The organism is Marisediminitalea lipolytica (genome assembly GCF_001758465.1).
Lineage (GTDB): Bacteria > Pseudomonadota > Gammaproteobacteria > Enterobacterales > Alteromonadaceae > Alteromonas > Alteromonas lipolytica.
In genome coordinates this window covers 120,725-142,821 of record NZ_MJIC01000010.1, presented here as the reverse complement: position 1 = coordinate 142,821, position 22,097 = coordinate 120,725, and the positions used below count along the sequence as shown (strand labels likewise).

At 47.1% G+C, this 22,097-nt stretch carries 20 protein-coding genes and 3 tRNA genes; 12 read left to right on the top strand and 11 right to left on the bottom strand.

Features of this window, described 5'->3' with window-relative positions; translation table 11 throughout:
• Positions 1-15: 15 nt before the first annotated feature.
• Positions 16-1,209: a diguanylate phosphodiesterase gene (locus BFC17_RS06105; protein WP_070175576.1), complete on the top strand. Its 1,194-nt coding sequence runs from the start codon at positions 16-18 to the stop codon at positions 1,207-1,209.
• 6 nt (positions 1,210-1,215) lie between these two features.
• On the opposite strand, the gene BFC17_RS06100 is transcribed toward BFC17_RS06105, so the two are convergent.
• Complete coding sequence (locus BFC17_RS06100) at positions 1,216-2,961, bottom strand: PAS domain S-box protein (protein ID WP_070175575.1); 1,746 nt, start codon at positions 2,959-2,961, stop codon at positions 1,216-1,218.
• Positions 2,962-3,207: 246 nt separating this feature from the next.
• Between BFC17_RS06100 and BFC17_RS06095 the strand changes: the two genes are divergently transcribed.
• Entirely contained in the window at positions 3,208-4,719 is a 1,512-nt protein-coding gene (locus BFC17_RS06095) for a HAMP domain-containing sensor histidine kinase (RefSeq protein WP_308421319.1), read from the top strand.
• Positions 4,716-5,423, top strand: coding sequence for a response regulator transcription factor (locus tag BFC17_RS06090; RefSeq protein WP_070175573.1), 708 nt, complete (start codon positions 4,716-4,718; stop codon positions 5,421-5,423). The genes BFC17_RS06095 and BFC17_RS06090 overlap by 4 nt, the downstream gene beginning before the upstream one ends.
• A 63-nt stretch (positions 5,424-5,486) precedes the next feature.
• Here the strand turns inward: BFC17_RS06090 and BFC17_RS06085 are convergent, their stop codons facing one another.
• Complete coding sequence (locus BFC17_RS06085; protein ID WP_070175572.1) at positions 5,487-5,870, bottom strand: hypothetical protein; 384 nt, start codon at positions 5,868-5,870, stop codon at positions 5,487-5,489.
• A gap of 195 nt (positions 5,871-6,065) precedes the next feature.
• Here BFC17_RS06085 and BFC17_RS06080 point away from each other — a divergent pair, with 195 nt between their 5' ends.
• The 6 genes from BFC17_RS06080 to BFC17_RS06055 all read left to right on the top strand — a co-directional run bounded on the left by BFC17_RS06080 (position 6,066) and on the right by BFC17_RS06055 (position 10,771).
• A complete protein-coding gene (locus BFC17_RS06080; RefSeq protein WP_070175571.1) occupies positions 6,066-6,704 on the top strand; it encodes an energy transducer TonB in 639 nt (212 codons plus the stop codon).
• A gap of 15 nt (positions 6,705-6,719) precedes the next feature.
• Complete coding sequence (locus BFC17_RS06075) at positions 6,720-7,274, top strand: RNA polymerase sigma factor (protein WP_083271616.1); 555 nt, start codon at positions 6,720-6,722, stop codon at positions 7,272-7,274.
• Positions 7,271-7,864 carry a hypothetical protein gene (locus tag BFC17_RS06070; protein WP_070175570.1) on the top strand — a complete coding sequence of 198 codons (594 nt, stop codon included), beginning with the start codon at positions 7,271-7,273 and terminating at the stop codon, positions 7,862-7,864. The genes BFC17_RS06075 and BFC17_RS06070 overlap by 4 nt, the downstream gene beginning before the upstream one ends.
• A 123-nt stretch (positions 7,865-7,987) precedes the next feature.
• Positions 7,988-8,329 (top strand): nuclear transport factor 2 family protein, encoded by a 342-nt coding sequence (locus BFC17_RS06065; protein ID WP_070175569.1) that lies wholly within the window; start codon positions 7,988-7,990, stop codon positions 8,327-8,329.
• 112 nt (positions 8,330-8,441) lie between these two features.
• On the top strand, positions 8,442-9,809 hold the full coding sequence (locus BFC17_RS06060; RefSeq protein WP_070175568.1) for a hypothetical protein: 1,368 nt from the start codon (positions 8,442-8,444) through the stop codon (positions 9,807-9,809).
• A complete protein-coding gene (locus tag BFC17_RS06055) occupies positions 9,806-10,771 on the top strand; it encodes a hypothetical protein (RefSeq protein WP_139142010.1) in 966 nt (321 codons plus the stop codon). The genes BFC17_RS06060 and BFC17_RS06055 overlap by 4 nt, the downstream gene beginning before the upstream one ends.
• 4 nt (positions 10,772-10,775) lie before the next feature.
• On the opposite strand, the gene BFC17_RS06050 is transcribed toward BFC17_RS06055, so the two are convergent.
• The 8 genes from BFC17_RS06050 to BFC17_RS06015 form a co-directional block, all read right to left on the bottom strand.
• Positions 10,776-11,570 carry an SDR family NAD(P)-dependent oxidoreductase gene (locus tag BFC17_RS06050; protein WP_070175566.1) on the bottom strand — a complete coding sequence of 265 codons (795 nt, stop codon included), beginning with the start codon at positions 11,568-11,570 and terminating at the stop codon, positions 10,776-10,778.
• 118 nt (positions 11,571-11,688) lie between these two features.
• Complete coding sequence (locus tag BFC17_RS06045; RefSeq protein ID WP_070175565.1) at positions 11,689-12,306, bottom strand: hypothetical protein; 618 nt, start codon at positions 12,304-12,306, stop codon at positions 11,689-11,691.
• 23 nt (positions 12,307-12,329) lie between these two features.
• Positions 12,330-12,406 (bottom strand) — tRNA-Arg (locus BFC17_RS06040).
• 19 nt (positions 12,407-12,425) lie between these two features.
• Positions 12,426-12,502 (bottom strand) — tRNA-Arg (locus BFC17_RS06035).
• A 21-nt stretch (positions 12,503-12,523) separates the two neighbouring features.
• A tRNA-Ser gene (locus tag BFC17_RS06030) sits at positions 12,524-12,614 on the bottom strand.
• Positions 12,615-12,893: 279 nt separating this feature from the next.
• Positions 12,894-13,085: a carbon storage regulator CsrA gene (csrA, locus tag BFC17_RS06025; protein ID WP_070175564.1), complete on the bottom strand. Its 192-nt coding sequence runs from the start codon at positions 13,083-13,085 to the stop codon at positions 12,894-12,896.
• Between the two features lie 126 nt (positions 13,086-13,211).
• Positions 13,212-15,809, bottom strand: coding sequence for an alanine--tRNA ligase (alaS, locus tag BFC17_RS06020; RefSeq protein ID WP_070175563.1), 2,598 nt, complete (start codon positions 15,807-15,809; stop codon positions 13,212-13,214).
• 202 nt (positions 15,810-16,011) lie between these two features.
• Entirely contained in the window at positions 16,012-16,467 is a 456-nt protein-coding gene (locus BFC17_RS06015; protein WP_070175562.1) for a regulatory protein RecX, read from the bottom strand.
• Positions 16,468-16,559: 92 nt separating this feature from the next.
• Between BFC17_RS06015 and BFC17_RS06010 the strand changes: the two genes are divergently transcribed.
• The 3 genes from BFC17_RS06010 to BFC17_RS06000 all read left to right on the top strand — a co-directional run bounded on the left by BFC17_RS06010 (position 16,560) and on the right by BFC17_RS06000 (position 20,978).
• Positions 16,560-17,798: a GNAT family N-acetyltransferase gene (locus BFC17_RS06010; protein ID WP_070176251.1), complete on the top strand. Its 1,239-nt coding sequence runs from the start codon at positions 16,560-16,562 to the stop codon at positions 17,796-17,798.
• 2 nt (positions 17,799-17,800) lie between these two features.
• The gene (locus BFC17_RS06005) at positions 17,801-19,876 is read left to right on the top strand and encodes a M13 family metallopeptidase (RefSeq protein ID WP_070175561.1); all 2,076 of its coding nucleotides are present in this window, start codon (positions 17,801-17,803) and stop codon (positions 19,874-19,876) included.
• A 328-nt stretch (positions 19,877-20,204) separates the two neighbouring features.
• The gene (locus BFC17_RS06000) at positions 20,205-20,978 is read left to right on the top strand and encodes a fibro-slime domain-containing protein (protein ID WP_070175560.1); all 774 of its coding nucleotides are present in this window, start codon (positions 20,205-20,207) and stop codon (positions 20,976-20,978) included.
• A gap of 124 nt (positions 20,979-21,102) precedes the next feature.
• Here BFC17_RS06000 and BFC17_RS05995 read toward each other — a convergent pair whose 3' ends face one another.
• Positions 21,103-22,005, bottom strand: a complete 903-nt coding sequence (locus BFC17_RS05995) for a hypothetical protein (RefSeq protein WP_070175559.1) — start codon at positions 22,003-22,005, stop codon at positions 21,103-21,105.
• Between the last annotated feature and the right edge of the window lie 92 nt (positions 22,006-22,097).

The window sequence follows — 22,097 nt, the reverse complement described above, 5'->3', positions numbered from 1 at the left end:
CACTGGAGTCTATAGATGTTAAGACAGCTGGTATACCGAAGTCGCGCAACCCACAAGATGTCAACGTCGGATATCGATAAGATTGTCGAAGATTCCGTGCCCTTTAACGCGCAGAATAATGTCACCGGATTATTATTATTTGACGGAGAGTTCTTTTTTCAGGTTTTAGAAGGTGACGGTAACGTTATTCATGGTCTGTTTGAACATTTAAAAAATGACAGGCGCCACACCAATATTGTGAAAGTCCTCGACACAGCCTGCGCAAAACGTGAATTCGGTAAATGGCACTTGCGCACTTTAATACTGAATCCACAAAACAATTGCTACTGGCTACCGTCGGATCTGTCTGTAAGACGTGACAGTCGTGTATTTTCGCTGCTTAACAGTTTTGCTACCGGGCGCTGGCGCAGCTGTGTTTCAGCCGAAGAAAAAGCGTCTGTTAACTGCTCAGTGTTCACCAAGGCTGTAACAATCGAGCCGTATCCGTCGAGTGATATTCAATTTGCCTATCAACCGATAGTAGATACGCAAACAAGGGGGGTATCTTCGTATGAAGCATTACTTAGAAACAGCAAAGGGCGATACCCGGAATTAATACTGGCAGATTTACCAGAGCAACAAAGATATGAATTTGACTTGGCCTCTAAGAGAATTGCTATCACCCAGGGAGCAAAATTATTACAAACCGGTCAGTCATTATCGGTTAATTTACTGCCGGGAGCGATAACCCAGAACAAGCACATTGTGTCTCAGCTTCTGAGCTTTCTGCAAGAAGCAGGATTAAAACCTGAACAGTTAATTCTGGAAATCACCGAAAGCGAAATGGTAAAAGAAAGCGATGCCTTCTTCGCCGTAATTGAAGACATCCGCGCGGCGGGGATCCGCTTATCTCTGGACGACTTTGGGGCTGGTTATGCCGGTCTGACGTTACTGGCCGATCTGATGCCGGATAAGATTAAGCTGGACCGGGCGATTACGAATGGGATCCACGAAAGCGGCCCGCGCCAGGCTATTTTGCATTCGGTATTCGAGTTTGCCAACGCTACCGGTAGTCATCTTATTGTAGAAGGGGTTGAAACCTTCGAAGAATGGCTGTGGTTAAACAATGCAGGCGTGCGCAAATTTCAGGGCTACTTATTTGCCCGCCCACAGTTAAACGGAGCAAGCGCCATCAGTTTTGACGCCCGCCTGTTAATTCATTCGGAATAGGATTTTCTACTGGTCGATTTTGTCTAACATTACGGCGAGTCCATCTATCCGCGTAACTGTATCTTTAACCAGCTTATCTATTTCATCGCTGGCATCCCGTGAATGTGACGCCAGATTTCTGACTTCATCGGCGACCACGGCAAAACCACGCCCCACTTCACCAGCCCTCGCCGCTTCTATTGCCGCATTCAGAGCCAGCAGATTAGTTTGCTCGGAAATACCATTAATCGTGCCGATAATGTTGCTGATGGTCTGACTGACACCTAACACGCCTTTCATCGCTTCCTGGGTTTGGTTAACCGCTATTCGACGGGCGGTAATATCTATCCCAAATAACACATACTGGGTAATTTCATTTTTGAAATTCTTCAGGGCACAAATACCGGCATCAAGAGATAAAAGGAAATTCCCCTGCCCGAAATTGATCTGTAATTTAATGTTCCCGCTGCCCTGTAGCTCATTTTTTTGTTCAGTCGTCAGCGAATTCAACACGTGATCAACAAATTCTTGTTGGGTGGCCCTTGAACCAAGTTTACCGGCCAGCAAATCACTGGGGGTTTTAAGCTGACCATCCTTATCGATATCAATCAACACCAGAGAGTTATCTATTGCGTTGATTTTTCTTGTAAAATCCAGTGCCATTTGCTTAACCTCGGTAATATTAGCCTGCACCGAAATATAGTTTTTAACGCTGCCTTGTTCGTTCAGAATAGGGGTAATGGATAAGGACACCCAGTACGGCTCACCGCTTTTGGTGTAATTGAGTATTTCGTCATAAAATGGTGTTCGGTCGTGAAGGTTCTGACGAATACGAGCGATGGTTTCCTTGGATGTTTCAGCCCCCTGTAGAAAACTGCCGGGCTTCTTGTGTTTTATTTCGTCCAGCGAATAGCCGGTAAGGCGTTCGAAACCTTTATTGACATAAACAATCAAACCATCTGCGTTGGTAATAACCACAGAATTGTCGGTTTCGTTGGCCACCATGGAAAGCATTTCCCGCTCTTCCCGCATTAAGACTTCCTGAGTCACATCCTTAACGAAGGCGGTATACAGTGTTTTATTTTCCAGCCTTACTTTCGACAGCGATAACTGCCCCCAAAGTACATTTCCATCCTTGCGTTCGATTTTTATCTCGCGGCTGGTGCCAACAATTTTATCCTGTCCTGTTTCACGATTCGCATTGACATAGTTGTCGTGATTGGACCGGATCGCCTGTGGCACCAGCATTTTTACATTTTGCCCGAGTACTTCTTCACGATCGTATCCCCACAACGTTTCTGCTGCCGCATTAAATAAGGTCACGCAATTGTGTTCATCTATACAGACTACAGCGTCAAGGGCTTGCTCCAGGGTTTGCGCCATGGTTTCTCTGGAATCCCTTTCCTGTGAAATATCACGGACAAAGGCGGTGTAGTGAATTTGTCCGTTAAGCACAATTTTAGACAGTGACAGTTGTACCCATAATTTGCTGCCGTCTTTACGCTGCAGTTGCACGTCTCTGGAGCTGCCAACAATTTTATCCTGTCCGGTCTGGCGGTGGTGATTCACAAAACTATCGTGATTCGCCCGTAACGCATGAGGCAACAACATGGCGACATTTTTACCAACCACTTCATTTTTACGGTAGCCCCAAATTTTCTCAGCGGCCTGATTAAAAAAGGTCACATTGTTTTTTTCGTCGATACTGACGACGGCGATAATACTTTGTTCAAGGGCTTGAATAGCTTGGTTAGTTTTTTGTTGCCAGAACATGCTTCACTCCACCAATTAAAAATCACTGCATCAAAATGGCATTTAACGTATTTCGGGCTTCTCCGCTGTGCCCCGAACAGGCATCCAAACCGAACGTAATACGACCAATACTTACATTTTGTTCACAAAGCATAGTTTAAAATGTGCCATTTCTTCGGAAGCAACGTACAACTTGTTAAATATTTGCACATTTCATTTATGTATAAGCGAAAAATTTATCTGTTTGGGATTAGTTCCGGGCTCATTATGATGATTGCACTTTGTGCGACAGCGGTGTCAGCTTATCTGACACAAAATAATCTGGAGCAGAGCAATACCGCCCAGACACTTCTGGCAGAGCATCAAAAGCTGAGTAGTATTTCTTACAGAATGTTTAAGCAGCTCACCGACGAGCTTATTTTTGGCGAGAGTGCTAATCAGGCCATTATTCGCAATAAACAGGCTCTCATAGCTCAGTCCCTCGATAAAATTCGCACCCTTGAACAACAACAACGACAAGCGCTAGGCAGCCAAATGACCGCCGGTAGTGTTGAGGATACCGATGAACTGGCCGCACTCATTAACGCGATAATCAGTGAATTTAAAGCGATTACGGCAGCGTATACCAACACCCCTCTTGATCAACAGTATCGCTTGCAAACCCTGCTTGAGGTAAAGATTGATAACGAATTTCGTGAAGCGATCAATGCCGCTGTGGTCCGCCAGGGTAACGTGGTGTCGGCAATTAACGCAAAAATTGAAACGCTTAACACTGCAATCATCTGGTTTGCGGTTGGAGTCGCCCTGTTTGCCATGCCCTGCATTATCCTCGCTTGCTATTGGTTGTTTAATCAGCTGTATCAGCCGCTGACTATTTTAAATAACGGAACCAAAGCAATTGCCGCAGGAGACTACCAGCAGCGCTTACCTGAAACACTGGACAGTGAATTTTATCAGTTGGTGAAATCGCTCAACCTCTTAGCATCCAAGTTAGCCGAACATGAATCCAAGGCTGAACAATCCCGCAAGCAACTGGAGTTTGAAGTAGAGCAACGTACCCGCGAAATTAGCCAGGTTAACGAACAACTTACCAAAATCGACTCACGGCGACGTCAGTTTCTTGCCGATGTATCGCACGAACTGCGAACCCCCCTCACCATTATTCGTGGCGAAGCGCAGGTAACACTGCGCCAGCCCTCTGCTGCAGAAACGGTGTACCGGGAAACGCTTAACTCCATTCTGGTTCAGGCCGTGAACCTGAGCGACCTGGTGGATGATCTTCTGTTACTGGCCCGTGCGGAACTGAGCAGGCTACAGCTGGACATGAGTTGTCAGCCAATCGGTGAATTTATTCAACTTCAGGTCAGCCAGTGGCAGCGAGTACATGATGAACGACAGTTTACGCTTGAAATCGAAGACGATCTTAAAATGATAAAACTGTATTTTGACCCTCAGCGCATAAAACAGGTTGTGGCGATCCTGCTGGACAACGCCTGTAAGTACTCGCCCCCACAATCGCCAGTGAAAGTGTTTGCAAGAGAAGAAAAAAGCCGATTCTGTATCGAAATAAAGGATTTTGGCGAAGGGATATCGCCATCGGATATCAACCACATTTTTGAACGTTTCGTGCGGTTTAAACATAAATCAGAAGGGCTGGGCCTTGGCCTGGCAATTGCCAAAGCAATAGTTGAAGCCCACGATGGCGATATTCAGGTCAATTCTACTCTGGGTGAAGGAACGACTTTTCAAATTTACCTGCCAATGGAAGCTGTATCATGAAAATATTGATTGCTGACGATGAAGTCTCTTTGGTGAATTTCCTCTACCGCGGGCTGTGTGCTGAAGGGTTTGAATGTAGTAAAGAGACCGCGCTTCACAACCTGCCGGATCGGGTGAAACGGGAAAAACCGGATTTACTGGTGCTCGACAGAATGTTTGATAACGATGACAGCGTAGCGCTTCTCCCGGCGTTAAAGCAGCTCTCGCCCGCGCCGATGATTTTATTGTTAACCGCTCTCGACGATACCAGTGAAAAAGTGAAAGGGTTGGATAAAGGCGCGGATGATTACTTATGTAAACCTTTCGATTTTGACGAACTACTCGCCAGGGTCAATGCACTGGGACGACGACCCAGAGCGCCACTGGACGCTGAAGCGAAAAAGCTGCAATTTGCCAACCTTGAGCTGGATCTGGAATCCAGGCTTGCCAGCATCACTGAAAATGGGCGCACGGAAGAGCTTTCGTTAACAAATATAGAGTTTAACCTGCTCAACTATTTTGTTGAGTCACAAAATAAGGTAGTCACCAGAGAGCGCATTTTAAGCCGGGTATGGCAAAGTAATACAGACCCGTTAACCAATATTGTTGATGTTTATATCAGCCGGTTAAGGCAAAAACTGCCAAAGGCTACTGGAATTGAAATTGCCACTATCCGGGGAAATGGCTACCGGTTAAAAGCATTAAATAATACCAATCCATCCTGATAAGTATGCTCTCAGCGCGGCATTCGGGGAGGATTCGAACCAGCCATCGTTGCGGGTTTGCGATTACTCTATCCACAATTCATCAATTAATGGCGGATAGGTATGATTGCTAAAGGTCACGCTTATCAGGATGTCATCCTGAGCACCCTCATAGCGGGCGACAAACAGCAATCTGGGATTGCCCCCCCGGTTAAGCGCCCCCAATAATCGCTTTGACACCTGCCGGCCAAGCTCTGGAGCAAGGGTTTCGTGAGCCCGCTGAAAACCTGCCGGGGTAATTTTGCCTGCCAGCGAGTCTGTTATTACGGCACGTAATGCCTGATAATCGCCGGATTCATGGGCCATAAGTGCCTGCTCGACCACCCAGAGTAACTGACCTAACGCGTCTTCTGTAGTCTGGCCGTAGCAACCAAAATAGTCTGCCCGGTGGTCGTTATTACCATTCATATTCACGCCTCCCGCTAAGTTAGTAGTGCTTGTCTACATTCTGACTGCACTGCTCAGATTGATGAACAGCATCCTTAATGAGCCTGCTGCAGGCAACAAAAAAATGGTAAAAAGTTGTAAAACATATTTTTATAAAAATAATTCACCCCTTTTGTGCTCGCCGGTCGTTATACCCAAAACCAGGGAGTACACATTATGCAACTTACCGCCAATCCGACGTTTTCTGTCAGCCACTTCGTGCGTCCGTTTAATTACCTCCTGCTTGGCGCACTGGTCACATTTGGTCTGTTTGTCCTTATGGCAAAATTAATTGAACAACACAGCGAAGCACCACCGGTTGACGACCCGGTGATTATTGATGATTTTCGGCTTCACGTTGAAGAGCCGGTTACCCAAATCAAAAAGCCCATCAAACCGATGGAGAAAACCATTGAGCAACCGCCTTCCCTACCCGTACCCATTGAGTCTGAGCCAGGCCCGACCGAAATAAGTGTAAATGTAAACCCGGTTATACCCGGAAATGAGTTAACCATAAACACCGAACTGGGCCGGGAAAATAATGCCTCAGCCCGTCCAATTGTCAGAGTAAACCCTGGCTATCCGGCCGATGCCGCCCGCCAGGGATTAGAGGGTTGGGTTCAGCTTTCCTTTGATATAAGCCCTCAGGGGACGGTGGAAAACATCAAAGTCGTCGACGCCGAACCTTCCCGCATCTTTGACCGCGAAGCCCGCCGCGCGCTGGCAAAATGGCGTTATCAGCCGCAGATAGAAAATGGTGTACCTGTCGGGCAATCCGGGTTACAAGTAGTATTAACGTTCAAACTGGAGCAGTAGGGAGCGCTTGTGGGTATGGCTAAACTAGGCTTTCTGCGTGGGTTTCTCAGGCGGGAAAGTACCACAAACTGTAATGAGTCGCTGTTCAGGCAGTATCGCCAAACGGGCGATACTGCAGCCCTGAGCGCACTTTATGACCAGCACAGTAATAACCTTTATTACTATTTACTGGTCATGAGCGATCCGATTACTGCCGCAGATGTTACCCAGAAAGTCTGGCTGAAAATTATTGAATCCTGCCACGATTATCAGGACAAAGGCCGTTTTCAGGCCTGGTTGTTTACCATTGGTCACCGCATGTTGATCGATGAATTCAGAGCTAATAAGCGCTGGCAGGCCGACACTGATCCCGATACGCTGGGCGCGCCCTTGCTGACTAACATTGATACATCGGATTTTCATCAGTTACTCAAACAATTACCCTTTGCCCAGCGGGAGGCCTTCTCGCTACAACAGGAAGGCTTTAGTCTGCAGGATATCGCTACCATTTGCTCAGTGCCAGTCGAAACCGTGAAAACCCGCTTACGCTATGCCCGCAACACCCTCAGGAAACACTGGAAAGAGTCATGAACGAGCACGACGAAAACGATGCGCTAAAACAAGCCTATCAAACCGCCAAACAACGTTATCCCGCACCGGGGCGAATTAAACGAGCAGTGACGGAACATCACGATACCGGCAGCAACTGGTGGTATTTACTCGTTCGCCCTGGCCGCTTACCCGGGCGTGAATGGCTGGCCTTAACCGCCGCTCTGGGCTGCTTACTGGTGTTATTAACTATTTATACCTCGCCTGTTCCCCCGGCGGGGGAAAGCAAATTTGTTGCACTTGAGGTGGAATACCACGGCTATCAGGATGAGATTAATGACTCGCCTGATTATCGCGAGAAACTCACTGTTTATACCCGTGAATATACCCAACAACTGAACACGCTGAATGTGTTCTATTCCCGCCCCGCGATGCTCGCCAGCCTTGATGGCGACTGGTTATTCACTGATTGTCAAAATCAGAAAATTACCGTTTCGCATGAATTGATTGATGATTTGCGCGCATTGCAACGTGTTGACCCGGCCCTGATGAAAGGTACATTTGTCGCCCTGTCCTTTGATGAACAAGGCCGTTTAATTAACATTGATAGTGCGCCGGCAGAACACTGCTGATGTATATCATCGTCAGTATGTAAAAAAAGACATTTTTACTGGTCAGAACACGACCAACATGGTTTCATGCATTTTTGATGGGTAACGCCAGTTCATAACACGCAATCAACAAGGGATATCGCCATGAAAAGTCTTTTTCAGGCCATCGATAATCAGGATGCCGACTCTTTCGCTGCATTCTTAGCTGAAAACGCCACCTTTCGTTTTGGCAATGCACCGGCAGTTCATGGCCGCGAGGCCATTAAAGCTGCGGTAAGCGGCTTTTTTGACAGTATTTCTGCAATATCTCATACATTAAACGAAGCCTGGCAAACGCCGGCCGGGGCAGTCAGTCATGGTGCAGTAACCTACACCCGCCTGGACAACAGCACTCTCACCGTTCCCTTTTGTAATGTATTTAAAATACGAGACAACCTGATAGAAGAATACCTTATCTTCGTCGATAACTCCGAACTCTACCGTTAAATACGGGTTAACAGCAGCGATTGTCCACGGCCGGCAAAACCCGTTCGCTTTAGCCCATTTGTATGTTAAATTGTTATTCAGGTAATGTACTGTCAGAACAACAAAAACAACAATGAGTACAGAACAGGAAATCATAAACAAGCACCGCTCTGTTATCCGCGCATTAATTCCCTATCATCAGCAAGGGCGTCTGATGGAAGGATTAAACAAGTTTTCATCGCGGCTAACCCCAAAATCACGTCAGATCATAAAAGACGAAGTTATTCGATTGACCTCGCAAACCACCGCCCCGGCAGACAATTCTGAATTTGCCCGGTTTCCGGTTAAACGTTTTTCACACTTTGGCGTGGAAATGACGCTGGATAAAGTGGGCACCGAAATTCTCAACCGGGAAACCGCTCGCTACATGGAGCAGTATACCGTGGGTGTTTTTGAGTCGTTAACCAATTCTGACCACTATCAGGGATTGGTGAAACGGCAGTTACGAGAAAAGATTATCAACGCATTTACCGTCCAGACCCAGTCTTTTCGGGATATTTGTTTTAATGACGACCTTTCCATTACGCCCAATTTTTCGATTACCAGCCCAGCGTATCAAAACGGGCGAAGCGTAGTGGTGGTCTCCCTAAGCGCTGGCCAAATTACAATAGCCTGTACCCGATTACCCAAATTTACGACACCCACTGACATTCCCGTGCATTTCCCGACTATTCCGGGGCTGAGTTTTTCGGCGGCGGTTATTCACTATAATTTTGTTGGTGTCGACTTCAATGCCAGCTCACAGCGTTATCACACGACCTTATCCCTGGCGGAAAAGGACAAATACTGGTACCCACAAATCGCTAAATACCTGAATCGGGTTATGCTGCGAATGCCCTTAGACAGGGAGCTTGAAATTGAGCGTGCCATGCAGGCGCTCGACCGCGACCGGATTGTGCAAAACTCGCCATGGATACCCATACTGCTGCAGCGCAAAAATGAACAACTGGTGCCCGGTACGGCCCTGCTGACTCAGAGCAACTTAGCTGCAAGCAGCACTACACCCCGTGCTCAGCTGCTGCCGGGGAAAACGGCCCTGCATGCAATCATGGCTGAACTGGAAAAAAACACTGAAGCCTTTGTGTTGCGCATGACCATAGTTTCCAGCAATCAAACGCCAGTAAAGTTGTGTGCAACCTTGAAACAGCTGGAACAACAGGGTCTGCTCGCACCATTTATCCAGCTGGCCAACGAACACCAGTCACTGGAAATCTGGCATTATCGTTTGACTCACGTTGCTGACGATAGCCGCGCCACAGCCCAGGCCTTGCACGATTTATCGACAAAATCGTCTGGCGATGTTGTGGCTATGCAGGATATGTTATTTATAAGGCGTATTACAGACGCGATTGGACCACTACAACTGCTGAATCAGCCTGAGAAAACCAGGTTTCCGCGGCTGTTAATCGACGATGACAACCTTATCCGTTACGCTTTGTGATGGATGAGAGTCTGGATAAACGCCGGGAGATCCGCTTTGGTATTACCACCGAAGCTGTGGTTAAAACGACCCTGATCAATCAGTTCACTGCGGTGGTGAGTGATATATCCAAAACCGGCTTACAACTGTGTCTTACCGACTGTAATGAACACGTGCTGCCGCCCGACGTTAAAGTGAGCATTGCCGAGTTAAAACTAAAATCCCAACGCTATAAGGTACTGGATTATGATAGCGTCACTGGCTTGTTGCGACTTAAAGCGCTTAACAAAGAAAATCTGACAAGACTCGTCAGGCAGCTTCATTCTGTCGCAATGGTTCAACCGCGGGTACAAAACCTGGTAAAACAGCACAGTATGCTGTTTCGGTATGTGTGGGAACTTACCTGCCGCCACTTTCCTGCCCCGGCTTTACAAGTCATTACAGGGCGACAAATGGTTAATCGTCTGAAAACCTTGTACATGCCAGAGTGTGCAGCGGCTCTTTACCCGTTTGAAATGAGTGACCATAAGGCACCGCTACACGGCTTTTTTGCCGACATGGGTAAGTCACCACCTGATTCATCGGCACTCCGACGATTGTTACAAAAAGCAGAGCGTTTTCATCTCGCCATTAACTGCGAGCGTAAATCAGATCAGAAGCTTATCAGTTTAACCGCCTACCAATGCTTTGGCTCTTCGCTGCGCAACGCCATTAAACAAGCGCTCCAGGAAAATGAAGTCGGGCTTTATATCTGTGGTATTGAATGTCAGATAAACCGTGACATAAATACGCCCATGACAGAGCAACGTCTGGCGTTATTGTTAAAAATAGATTTGGATGTGCATGAAAAGCTGCTCGCACTGCAAAAAAGCTACTCTCATGTCATTTATCTGGCAGATTTTAGTGCTTTTCTGAATGCGTTAATGCTGGCCTCTGTAGTGCCCTCAGTACGAAAGGCCAGTGCCGCTAATGCGGCACTTTAAATTGCTACATCACAAAGTCAACAACACCACCATCTACACGCAGCGCACTGCCTGTAGTTGCAGAAGCTAACTCAGAACAGGTATAGGTGATCATGCTGGCGACTTCATCAACCGTTGCCATGCGCTGGATTACTGAGGAAGGACGGTGTTTCTGCACAAATCGAACGCCGGCTTCTTCCACAGAGATACCGTTTCTCGCGGCAGACTCGGCCATAATATTCTGTACACCTTCACTCATTGTCGGGCCTGGCAGAACGGCATTTACCGTTACACCGGTTCCGGCTAAACGTTTAGCCAGTCCACGGGATAATCCCAGTAACGCGGTTTTACTGACCCCATAGTGAATCATCTCACTAGGAATGTTTACCGATGACTCAGAAGCAATAAAGACAATTCGTCCCCAACCGTTATCGACCATGGCTGGCGCATAATGGCGACTCATTCGCACTGCCGACATAACATTAACATCAAAATACTGCTGCCAGGTCTCGTCGTCGGTTTCAAAAAAATCCAGCGCACCGTAAATGCCCAGATTATTTACCAGAATATCAGCCTCTGGGACCGCCTCAAAAAGCGCCTGGCCCCCTTCACTAGTGCTGAGGTCCGCTGCGACACCAGTCACCTCAGCATTGGGTACAGCGGCAATAACAGCCTCTATTGCTTTATCCACCTTTTGTTGGGTACGGCCATTCACAATAACCCTGGCACCACATTCCGCAAGCTGTTTAGCAGCCCCTAAACCAATACCCTCGGTTGAACCGGTCACCAGGGCCGTTTTTCCTGTTAACTTAATCTGCATGGTAATAACTCCTTAATAATGCTTTGTTACCTTAGAGTTATACGCCCATCGTCAGAAATATTCATTGTTGGTTATGGGATAAACCAATCTAAAGTTTAGAAAGGCGCTAAGTGATCGATTAAGCAGCCAAGCATTGGAGTCCTGGTGCCAGCCAGGAATTTAGCTCAGGCAGCGGTATAACAGGCTTACTACGGAAAGTAATACTGCTGAAGGTATGCTTTGAAATTACAGGCGTAAACGAAAGGCCCCTTAAGACTGGGGACAGATAATTTTGTAACTGCGCAGAAAGCAAAAAGGCTTGCATCGCTGCAAGCCTTTTTAAGATGGATGGGTGAGGCGCAACCGTTATGCCCGTGGCATAACGCAGTGTGCTAAACGACACGCCATGGATGGCGTGGCTGGGCAATGCTACAGGGATGTATTTACCTCTGTTGGACGATAAACCGATGAAGCTGATAGCATCTACTTTCAGTTCAGGAGCCTGACACCGCGCAGAAAGCAAAAAGGCTTGCATTTCTGCAAGCCTTTTTAAGAAGGTGGCGCGTGTGGAAGGGTGAGGCGCAACCGTTATGCCCGTGGCATAACGCAGTGTGCTGAACGACACGCCATGGATGGCGTGGCTGGGCAATGCTACAGGGATGTATTTACCTCTGTTGGACGATAAACCGATGAAGCTGATAGCATCTACTTTCAGTTCAGGAGCCTGACACCGCGCAGAAAGCAAAAAGGCTTGCATTTCTGCAAGCCTTTTTAAGAAGGTGGCGCGTGTGGAAGGATTCGAACCTCCGACCGCCTGGTTCGTAGCCAGGTACTCTATCCAGCTGAGCTACACACGCGAGGTTTTAATTTAGCGAATGGCGCGTGCGGAAGGATTCGAACCTCCGACCGCCTGGTTCGTAGCCAGGTACTCTATCCAGCTGAGCTACGCACGCGCTGATACACTAAATTAAAAATGGCGGAGAGGGAGGGATTCGAACCCTCGATACCAGTAATAGGTATGGTTCCTTAGCAGGGAACTGGTTTCAGCCACTCACCCACCTCTCCGTCATGTGGGGCTGCATTTTAATGACATGCGTTGGGAAGTCAATGCTTTTTTAGATAAATAAAATTCGTATGCCGGGATTTTAATCAATCCTGTTTTTTTGCTTAAAAAGCCCGCTACTTGTGTTTGAAAATCCGCCATTTTTACTGATTAAAGGGATTTATAATCGGTTGCTCTACTGCGAACTAAAGCATCGCAAAAGTCTCAGGCATAAAAAAGGCCGGAAATCCGGCCTTAATTAAGAGAAAAAAACCAAAAAAACTGGTCTTACCTCTTATTTTTTATTTATTGCCATCAGGCTGACCGCCTTTTTCGGCCTGGATGCGCATATAAATCTCTTCACGATGTACTGAGACTTCTTTAGGTGCATTAACACCAATACGTACCTGATTACCTTTAACGCCTAATACAGTTACGGTGACTTCGTCACCCACCATCAGCGTTTCACCCACACGACGAGTTAAAATAAGCATTCGATTGCTCCTGGTTCCTTGATTACATTGCATCCATGCGGTCTTCGACGTCTATCGATCCATAAAGACGCTGTTGGTGGGTGTTAACACTGGTGTCACGACAGTGTTAAGCCACCTGTAAATGCATTATAGCTTATCTTCCAGCCAGGTGTTAACAGAATGTAAAGCTGTAGATAAATTTTCTGGCTGACTACCACCGGCCTGGGCCATATCCGGGCGACCACCGCCTTTACCACCTACCTGTACGGCAATGTGATTAACCAGCTCACCCGCTTTTACTTTAGCCGTTAAGCCTTTGGTTACGCCCACGATCAGACTTACTTTACCGTCGGCCGGAACACCTAACACAATGATGCCCTCGCCGATGCGGTTTTTCAGATCGTCAACCATACCGCGCAGTGATTTCGCCTCAACACCTTCCAGCTCAGCAATCAGTACCTTGGTACCTTTTATATCCACTGCACTACCAAGTAGATCAGCGCCTTGTTGACTGGCCATCTTCTGTTTAAGTGATGTAACTGTTTTTTCAAGCTCTTTTTGTTGCGTCTGCAGTTGGGTAACCTTCTCGGTCAAACCGCTGGCATCGGTTTTTAACAAACCACAGGTTTGTTGAATTACCGCTTGTTGTTGTTGCACATAAGCCAGCGCGCCCATACCCGTGACAGCATCAATACGACGCACGCCCGACGCAATACCACCTTCGGTGACAATTTTAAACAAGCCGATGTCACCGGTTTGTTTAACGTGAGTACCACCACAAAGTTCCGTAGAAACCGGGCCCATTGAAACAACACGCACTTTTTCGTCGTACTTCTCACCAAATAACGCCATGGCGCCGGTCTTTTTCGCTTCGTCCAGGTCCATCAGTTGCGTCGTCAGCGGATGGTTGTCCTGAATATCCTGGTTAACGCGAACTTCGATCTCGGTCAGCTGCTCTGCTGTCACACCTTCAAAGTGCGAAAAGTCAAAACGCAGACGCTCTGCATTTACCAATGAACCTTTCTGCGTAACGTGGTCGCCCAGAATGTCGCGTAATGCCTGGTGTAATAGGTGCGTAGCACTGTGGTTTTTGCGAATCGCACTGCGTTTCGTGTCATCAATTTTAGCAACGGCTTTGTCGCCTTTATTAATTGTGCCAACCACTTTGCCGCGGTGTGCAAATGCATTGCCCATTTTTTGCGTGTCGGTAACAATAAACTCGCCATTGGCAACTTTCAGTACACCCGTATCACCCACCTGACCACCAGACTCAGCATAGAAAGGGGTTTGATCCAGCACCACTACGCCTTCCTGACCATCGGTCAGCGCGTCACAGAAACTATTACCGCTGATGAGCTCAACCACGTTGGCGTCACCTTCGTTTTCGGTGTAGCCGGTAAAGGCTGTTTGCTGCTCAACCTTTAAGGTGCTGTTGTAGTCGGCACCAAACTGACTGGCTTCCTGAGCGCGCTGGCGCTGAGCCTGCATCGCCGCCTCGAAGCCTTCTTCGTCAATTTTATAATCGTGTTCACGGGCAACGTCGTTGGTCAGGTCAACCGGGAAACCATAGGTATCATAGAGTTTAAATACCAGCTCACCCGGAATGGTGTCACCCTCAAGGTCGCTAAGCGCTTCATTAAGAATGTTCATACCACGAGACAGGGTTTTGCTGAACTGCTCTTCTTCTACCCGCAGCACTTTTTCGATAACTGGTTTTTGATCAGCCAGTTCAGGATAGGCTTCGCCCATTTCTTTGGTTAACGCAGCTACCAGCTTATAGAAGAAAATGTCGTTTGCACCCAGCTTGTAGCCATGACGAACAGCACGACGAATAATCCGGCGCAGCACATAGCCTCGACCTTCGTTGCTCGGCATTACGCCATCACAAACCAGGAACGCGCAAGAACGGATATGGTCGGCAATAACGCGCAGTGATTTGTTTTCCAGGTCATCGGTACCAACAATTTCAGCCGCAGCATTGATAAGATTTACAAACAGGTCGATTTCATAGTTACTGTGAACGTGCTGCATAATGGCAGAAATACGCTCCAGCCCCATACCAGTATCAATAGACGGTTTTGGTAACGACTCCATAGTACCGTCGGCTTGTTTATTGAATTGCATGAAAACCAGGTTCCAGATTTCAATAAAACGATCACCGTCTTCTTCAGGCGAACCCGGAGGACCACCCCAGATGTGCTCGCCGTGGTCATAGAAAATTTCTGAACACGGGCCACAAGGACCGGTATCCCCCATCGACCAGAAGTTATCTGAAGTTGCGATACGAATGATTTTTTCTTTTGGCACGCCAATCTGGTTTTCCCAGATATCAAAGGCTTCGTCATCTTCGGAATAAACCGTTACCAGCAGCTTTTCTTTAGGCAGTTTTAATTCTTCAGTTAAAAACTCCCAGGCAAACTTAATGGCTTCCTGCTTAAAATAGTCACCAAAGCTGAAGTTACCCAGCATTTCAAAAAAGGTATGGTGACGGGCTGTGTAACCCACGTTTTCCAGGTCGTTATGTTTACCGCCCGCGCGAACACAGCGCTGTGACGACACAGCCCGGGTGTAACTGCGCTTTTCCGTTCCCAGAAAAACATCTTTAAACTGGTTCATACCTGCATTGGTAAACAATAAGGTGGGATCATCTGCTGGTACCAGTGACGAACTGGAAACAGCCTGGTGGCCCTGGCGACCAAAATACTCGATAAATTTACGGCGAATATCAGCAGTTGATAATGTCATTGAAATCCTGCAATCCTTAGTTAACCTGTAGAAGCTTATATGCAGCCGGAGGGCGTTGAAATCAAGTTTTTCACGCGCAAAACGGCGGCATTTTTACGAGGGCGCAACAATACCATGGATGATGCTGTTTTGTTAAGCAATCCACTGTGAATTAGGCGAATCATCACCATAGAAAATATTGATTAAGCGTTGTTGCCGGAGTTTAGTACTCGTCGTCAGAAAAAGCGTATTGAATGTGGTCAGAATAAAAGCCACGATATTGTAAAAACCGGATTTGTTTAAACTTTTCTTTGGCATCCTGTGGCACATCACTGCCGAACCGCTTAATTCTGACCTGTTTGGCCAGTTCAAACCAGTCGGCGTCGGTTTCGCTTATCGCGGCCTCCAAGCATTGCTCGGCAATGGAAAATTGCTGACATTCTGCCTTAAATCTCGCTGGCCCCTGCCCTTTGGCGATACCGGCACGCAGTTTCATTTCGGCAAACCGGGTATCACTTTGGATCCCTGCCTGTTTAAACTCCTCTACCACTACAACACAATCTTCGATAGCAAATCCTTTGTGGGATAATTTTCGTAACAATTCGTGATAGGCGTGCTCTCGTCGTGAAAGCATGCGGGTAATCGACTCAATAATGATTTTTCGTGGGTTATCTGTCATGTTCGTGATGATCTAATGAACTTAGCGCACAATATATGCTGGTCGGTCTGCGTGTAATGACAGACCTTTACGGGCAGGATATTTATAAGACTATGCAAACACAAGCCACAAACATTGATTTTCAGTTTAAGCTGCATCACAGCATCGACGAGATTGATGAAACGCAGTGGCGCGCTCTGGCCGTAGGCGCGGGTCCGTTTTTACAATATCAATGGCTTAAAAGCCTGCAAAACAGTGGCTGTACTGACGGCCAGACGGGTTGGCAGACGGCCCATTGGAGCGCCTGGGTAAATGACAAGCTGGTGATGGTCGTGCCGGGCTACCTTAAAACCCACAGCTACGGCGAATACGTGTTTGACCATAGCTGGGCAAACGCCTACCACCAGCATCATCTTGAATACTATCCTAAATGGATTGCCGCTATTCCTTTTACCCCGGTTACCGGCCCTCGCTTGTTAAAAGCCGAGCACCTAACGGCTAACGATACTGCGGCACTCATTAACCATATCAATCACTGGGCCAGCACCCAGGGGTATTCTTCCTGCCACTGGTTGTTTTGCCCGCCTGCCAGTCAGCAGGATTTTCAGGCTCTGGGTCTGGCGTCCCGCTACAGCGTGCAGTTTCAATGGGCCAACCGAGGCTACAGCAGCTTTGATGATTTTCTTAGCCGGTTGACGTCACGTAAGCGCAGAAGTATTCGTAAAACCCGCCAGCGTTTTGTTAATGCCCCGGAAATCACCATCGAACGCCTCCATGGTGACGCCTTACGCCGGGAAGATATGGCATTTTTTGTCCACTGTTATCAGGATACCTATTTAAAACGCAGCGGTCATACCGGCTACCTGACGCCTGCTTTTTTTACACAAATTTATGATAACTGCCGTGAACAACTGATGTTAGTAAAAGCGAGCTTTCAGGATGCGCCTGTTGCTGCCGCTTTATTTCTGTATGACGAGAACGGGTTATACGGCCGTTACTGGGGATGCCTGCAGGATATCGACGAACTGCATTTTGAGTGCTGCTATTTTCAGGGCATCGATTTTGCGATAGAGCAAGGATTACCGTTATTTAACCCTGGGACCCAGGGCGAACATAAAATCCTGCGTGGCTTTGAGCCTGTGTTTTGCGTATCTCATCACAAGATGCATGATCCACGCTTCCATCAGGCTGTGGCGGATTTTTTACAGCAGGAAAAGCCGGCAATCGAAGACTATTTCAATCAGGCCCGCGATGTATTACCGTTTAATGCTGACTATATAAAAGAATTTGTAACACCAACAAGTCAAGACGAGGCGATTAAAGCGCCTGAAAATCCTAACACAGAGAAGTAAAAATGAAGTACACATTACTCGCAGCAACCATTGCTGCATCACTAGCGCTTACAGCCTGTTCAAAACCAGAAACAACATCTCAGGCGACTCCCCAACAAACCGAAACAGCCCCTGCCGCCAAAGCCGAAATTGGTAGTTTTGGTGTTGATTTAACCGCTCGTGATGAAAGCGTAAAGCCCGGCGATGATTTTTTTATGTACGCCAGTGGCACCTGGTATAACACCTACGAACTGCCTGCTGACAAAACCCGCTTCGGTGCTTTTAATGCACTGGCCGATCGCAGTGAAGAACAGGTAAAACAAATTATCGATGACATTATGGCGTCAGACAACTTAACCGCTGAAGAGCAGTTAGTGCATGACTACTACAAAGCTTACATGGATACCGACACCATTAATGCCAAAGGTATCACGCCAATTAATCCAACATTAGCTGACATCGACAGCTTATCCTCGGTACAGGAACTGACCAACTTCTTTGGCCAAAGCTGGCTGAATGGCAGTTCGTCACCACTCTACGCTGGTTTGTGGTACAACCGACTGGATCCTAACGAATATCAACTAAGTGTAGGCGTTGGTGGTTTAGGTCTGCCGGACCGTGATTACTACCTGAACGATTCTGAGCGGTTTGTGTCTATCCGTGAAGCCTACGTAAAACATATTGCGCAAATGCTGGACTTTGCTGGCGTTGAGAACAGTGCTGAAAAAGCGCAAACCATTTTGGCGCTGGAAACCAAAATTGCTGAAGTTCAGTGGCCGCGTGAAAAACGTCGTGACCGCGATTTAACCCTGAATCAGATTGAGCGCAGCGCCCTGGCTGATGTTTACCCGGACTTTAACTGGAACACCTGGTTAGACGCCATGGGCTTTAAAGCCCCTGAATTAAACATTTCTCAGCCAGAACCGGTTAAGGGTGTTATTGAGATCATTAACGACACGCCGCTGGCAGACTGGAAAACGTATCTGACCTACCACACCATTTCAAACAACGCCTCTCTGCTGTCTGACGACATCTATATGGCTAACTTTGATTTTTACGGCAAAACCTTAAGCGGTCAGCAAGAGCCTCGTCCACGCTGGAAGCGAGCCCTGAGTGCTATGTCTGGCACCGAATCCCTGGGCTTTGCTATCGGCAAGAGTTATGTTGACAGATTCTTCCCGGAAAGCTCCAAAACGCAAATGGCAGAGCTGGTAGAAAACCTGCGGGCCGCGCTGGGCGAGCGCATTGATAACCTGGATTGGATGGGTGCAGAAACCAAAGTGAATGCCAAGGCAAAACTGGCCGCATTCAATCCTAAAATTGGTTACCCGGACGAGTGGATTTCATTTGCAGGGTTACAAATCACCGATAAAGATCTGCTGACTAACGAGCGGAATATCGCGGAGTTCTTCCACGCTAAAGAAATCGAGGAAGAATTAGAGCCAACCAATCGTGAACGTTGGGGAATGACACCGCAAACGGTGAATGCCTACTACAATTCCTCGTTTAACGAAATCGTGTTCCCGGCTGCCATTCTGCAACCCCCGTTTTTCGATCCAAACGCTGACCCGGCAGTTAACTACGGTGCTATCGGCGCAGTCATCGGCCACGAAATGGGTCACGGGTTCGACGACCAGGGCTCTAAATCAGATGCTAAAGGTATTCAACAAAACTGGTGGACTGATGAAGACCGCGCTGCCTTTGAAGCAAAAACCGATATGCTGGCCGAACAGTACAGTGCCTATGAGCCTATCGAAGGCAATTTTGTTAACGGCCGTAACAGCTTAGGCGAAAACATTGGTGATGTAGGCGGCTTGTCTATGGCCTACCATGCCTACAAGCTTAGCCTGAAAGGCAAAGAAGCCCCGGTTATCGACGGCCTGACCGGCGATCAGCGTTTCTTCCTGGCGTGGGCTCAGGTATGGAAAGAAAAACGTACCGAGCAAAGTATGCTTAATCAGCTGCGTGCCGGTACCCACTCTCCTGGTCGCTACCGTGCGCTGGCACCACGTAACCACGACGCGTGGTATGAAGCGTTTAACGTACAACCGGGTGATGCACTTTACCTGGCACCGGAAGACCGTGTTAAGATTTGGTAACGGCAATAAAGTAGATGACTCTATAAAAAATCCGATGTGCTAAGGCCATCGGATTTTTCTTATTTAATAGTAAAACGCAGAAGTCCCCTATCCTTTTAAGCAAAAGCAATCATCGCCTGGAATTATAGCCCTGCGATTAAGCGCCATTACCTGTCAAATTTATTTACACCACACATAAGCTGTGTCGAAATTATTTACACAAGTTTCAGAAGCACTTACTCGAATAAAATTAAACATATGATTTTCAAGGAATATTAATATTGGCACAACTAATGCTAAATTGGGAAAAGCAATTTTCATATTTACTATTATCAAACAGGATGCAGTTATGAAAAAATCATATATCTTAGCCTCAGCGTTACTTGGTTCTCTGCTGGTTAGCACTAACGTATCAGCGGCCTTTATCGAGCTTAACGCCACTATCCGCGATTTCAGCGCAAGCCATAATGATTTTCAAGGCGCGGTGGGTGGAATGGGTGCTTTTACAGGTTTAGTTAACAGCACTCTTGGCGCCGACGGCAAGCCTGTTTATAGCGGTATTTACGCAGATAATTCTCACTCTATGTCGAACTCTGCTAACTTCAACCAGTGGTATAACGACACTGCAGGTGTTAATTACACTTTCAGTACTACGCTCACTGCAAATGAAACTTTTGCTGGCAGTGGCATTTTTCAATACTCAAACAGCGCCTATTTCCCAATCAATGGACAAGGTTTTGGCAATGAAGGATTTAGCCAAAACTACCACTTCACTACCGAAATTCACTCTCAGTTTACCTATACTGGCGGCGAAACCTTTTCTTTTACCGGCGACGACGATGTATGGGTATTTATCAACAACGAGTTAGCTATCGATTTGGGTGGTATTCACGCAGCTCTGTCAAGCTCAGTTAACCTGGATACCCTGGGTCTGACTACTGGTAACACTTACAGCCTGGACATTTTCCATGCAGAAAGACAAACAGTGGGCTCTAACTTTAACTTTACCACCAGCGCCGTGTTACAAAGCGTAGAACCATCTGAAGTATCTTCGCCAAATCACCTGGCACTGCTGGGATTAGGCCTGATGGCTTTAGGTTTCAGAAGAAACAAAGTTAAGTAAGTTAATTATTAAATCAGACCTGCATTGCTTTGCAGGTCTGTATCTCTCCTGGCACCATTTCACCAATCAAAACTCAGTTACAATCCTGCCCGCTGCCACAAATTTTATAACCGAATAGCCGCCTCTACCTGACTTTAATTTTTGTCACTTCATCCAGTTTAATGACATAAGCATTGCCGCCAATACCGTTAAATTCTTCGTCGGTAAAAACAATGGTATTGCTGTCGTAAAAGGTGACGGCTTCTTTTTGCGTTACGATCCCAAGGTCAATTCGGGAGACCTCGCCCGCAAAAAAATTATCTGCCGGAAAATTTTCAAACAACCACAAACTGGTGGAATCAAGCAGCACCAGCATTTTTCGGTCGGGGCTGAGTGCGGCTGAAGTCACCCAACACAGTTTTTCCAGCGTCGTGCAGGTTTTGAACGAGCCGAGTAATTCGGCGTCAAAGTTGGCCGCGTAGTCACCTATTTTGTAGAGATTGGTTATACCGTCAAAGGGCTCTGTACGATTTTTGGTAAACAAATACAGGTTGTGATTAAACTCAACAAAAGCTTCCAAATCAAAATTTCGCTGTTCAGGCGCTATCGGTGAACCATCCATTTGCGGATAGGTAAACTTGATAATCTCTGCTTCGGTGGTCTCAGTTTTTATGTCGATAGGATTTTCAATTTTATAAATCGTCAGCCATTTTCGGTTTTGGTCATTGTTACCAAAATCCCCCAGAAAAAAATGCCCAAAAGCATCCTGAGTCATGTCCTCCCAATCAATATTTTTCGCGTTCGATACGGTGACTTTGCGGGTAATGGAGCCATCTCGTTCCATTTGATACAGCACAGGATCATCACCACTGTCATTGATAGCCCATAGACGCCCTTTTTTATCAAACTCAATACCAGAAATTTCTTTAAGCTGCGGATCAACGCTAGTGCGCTTTTTACTGTAAAGGTCGTAAACGGCTTTTAGCGTAAAGCCGCCTGCAATCAGAGTCGCCAGACAAACAGAAGCAATAATGGATTTTTTTAGCATGGGGGTAACTACAAGAATTATTCGACAGGAATTATGAACAAATACCATGAAGCTTGCTAGCGAAACGACACAGACTCTCTGCTAATAGCGGT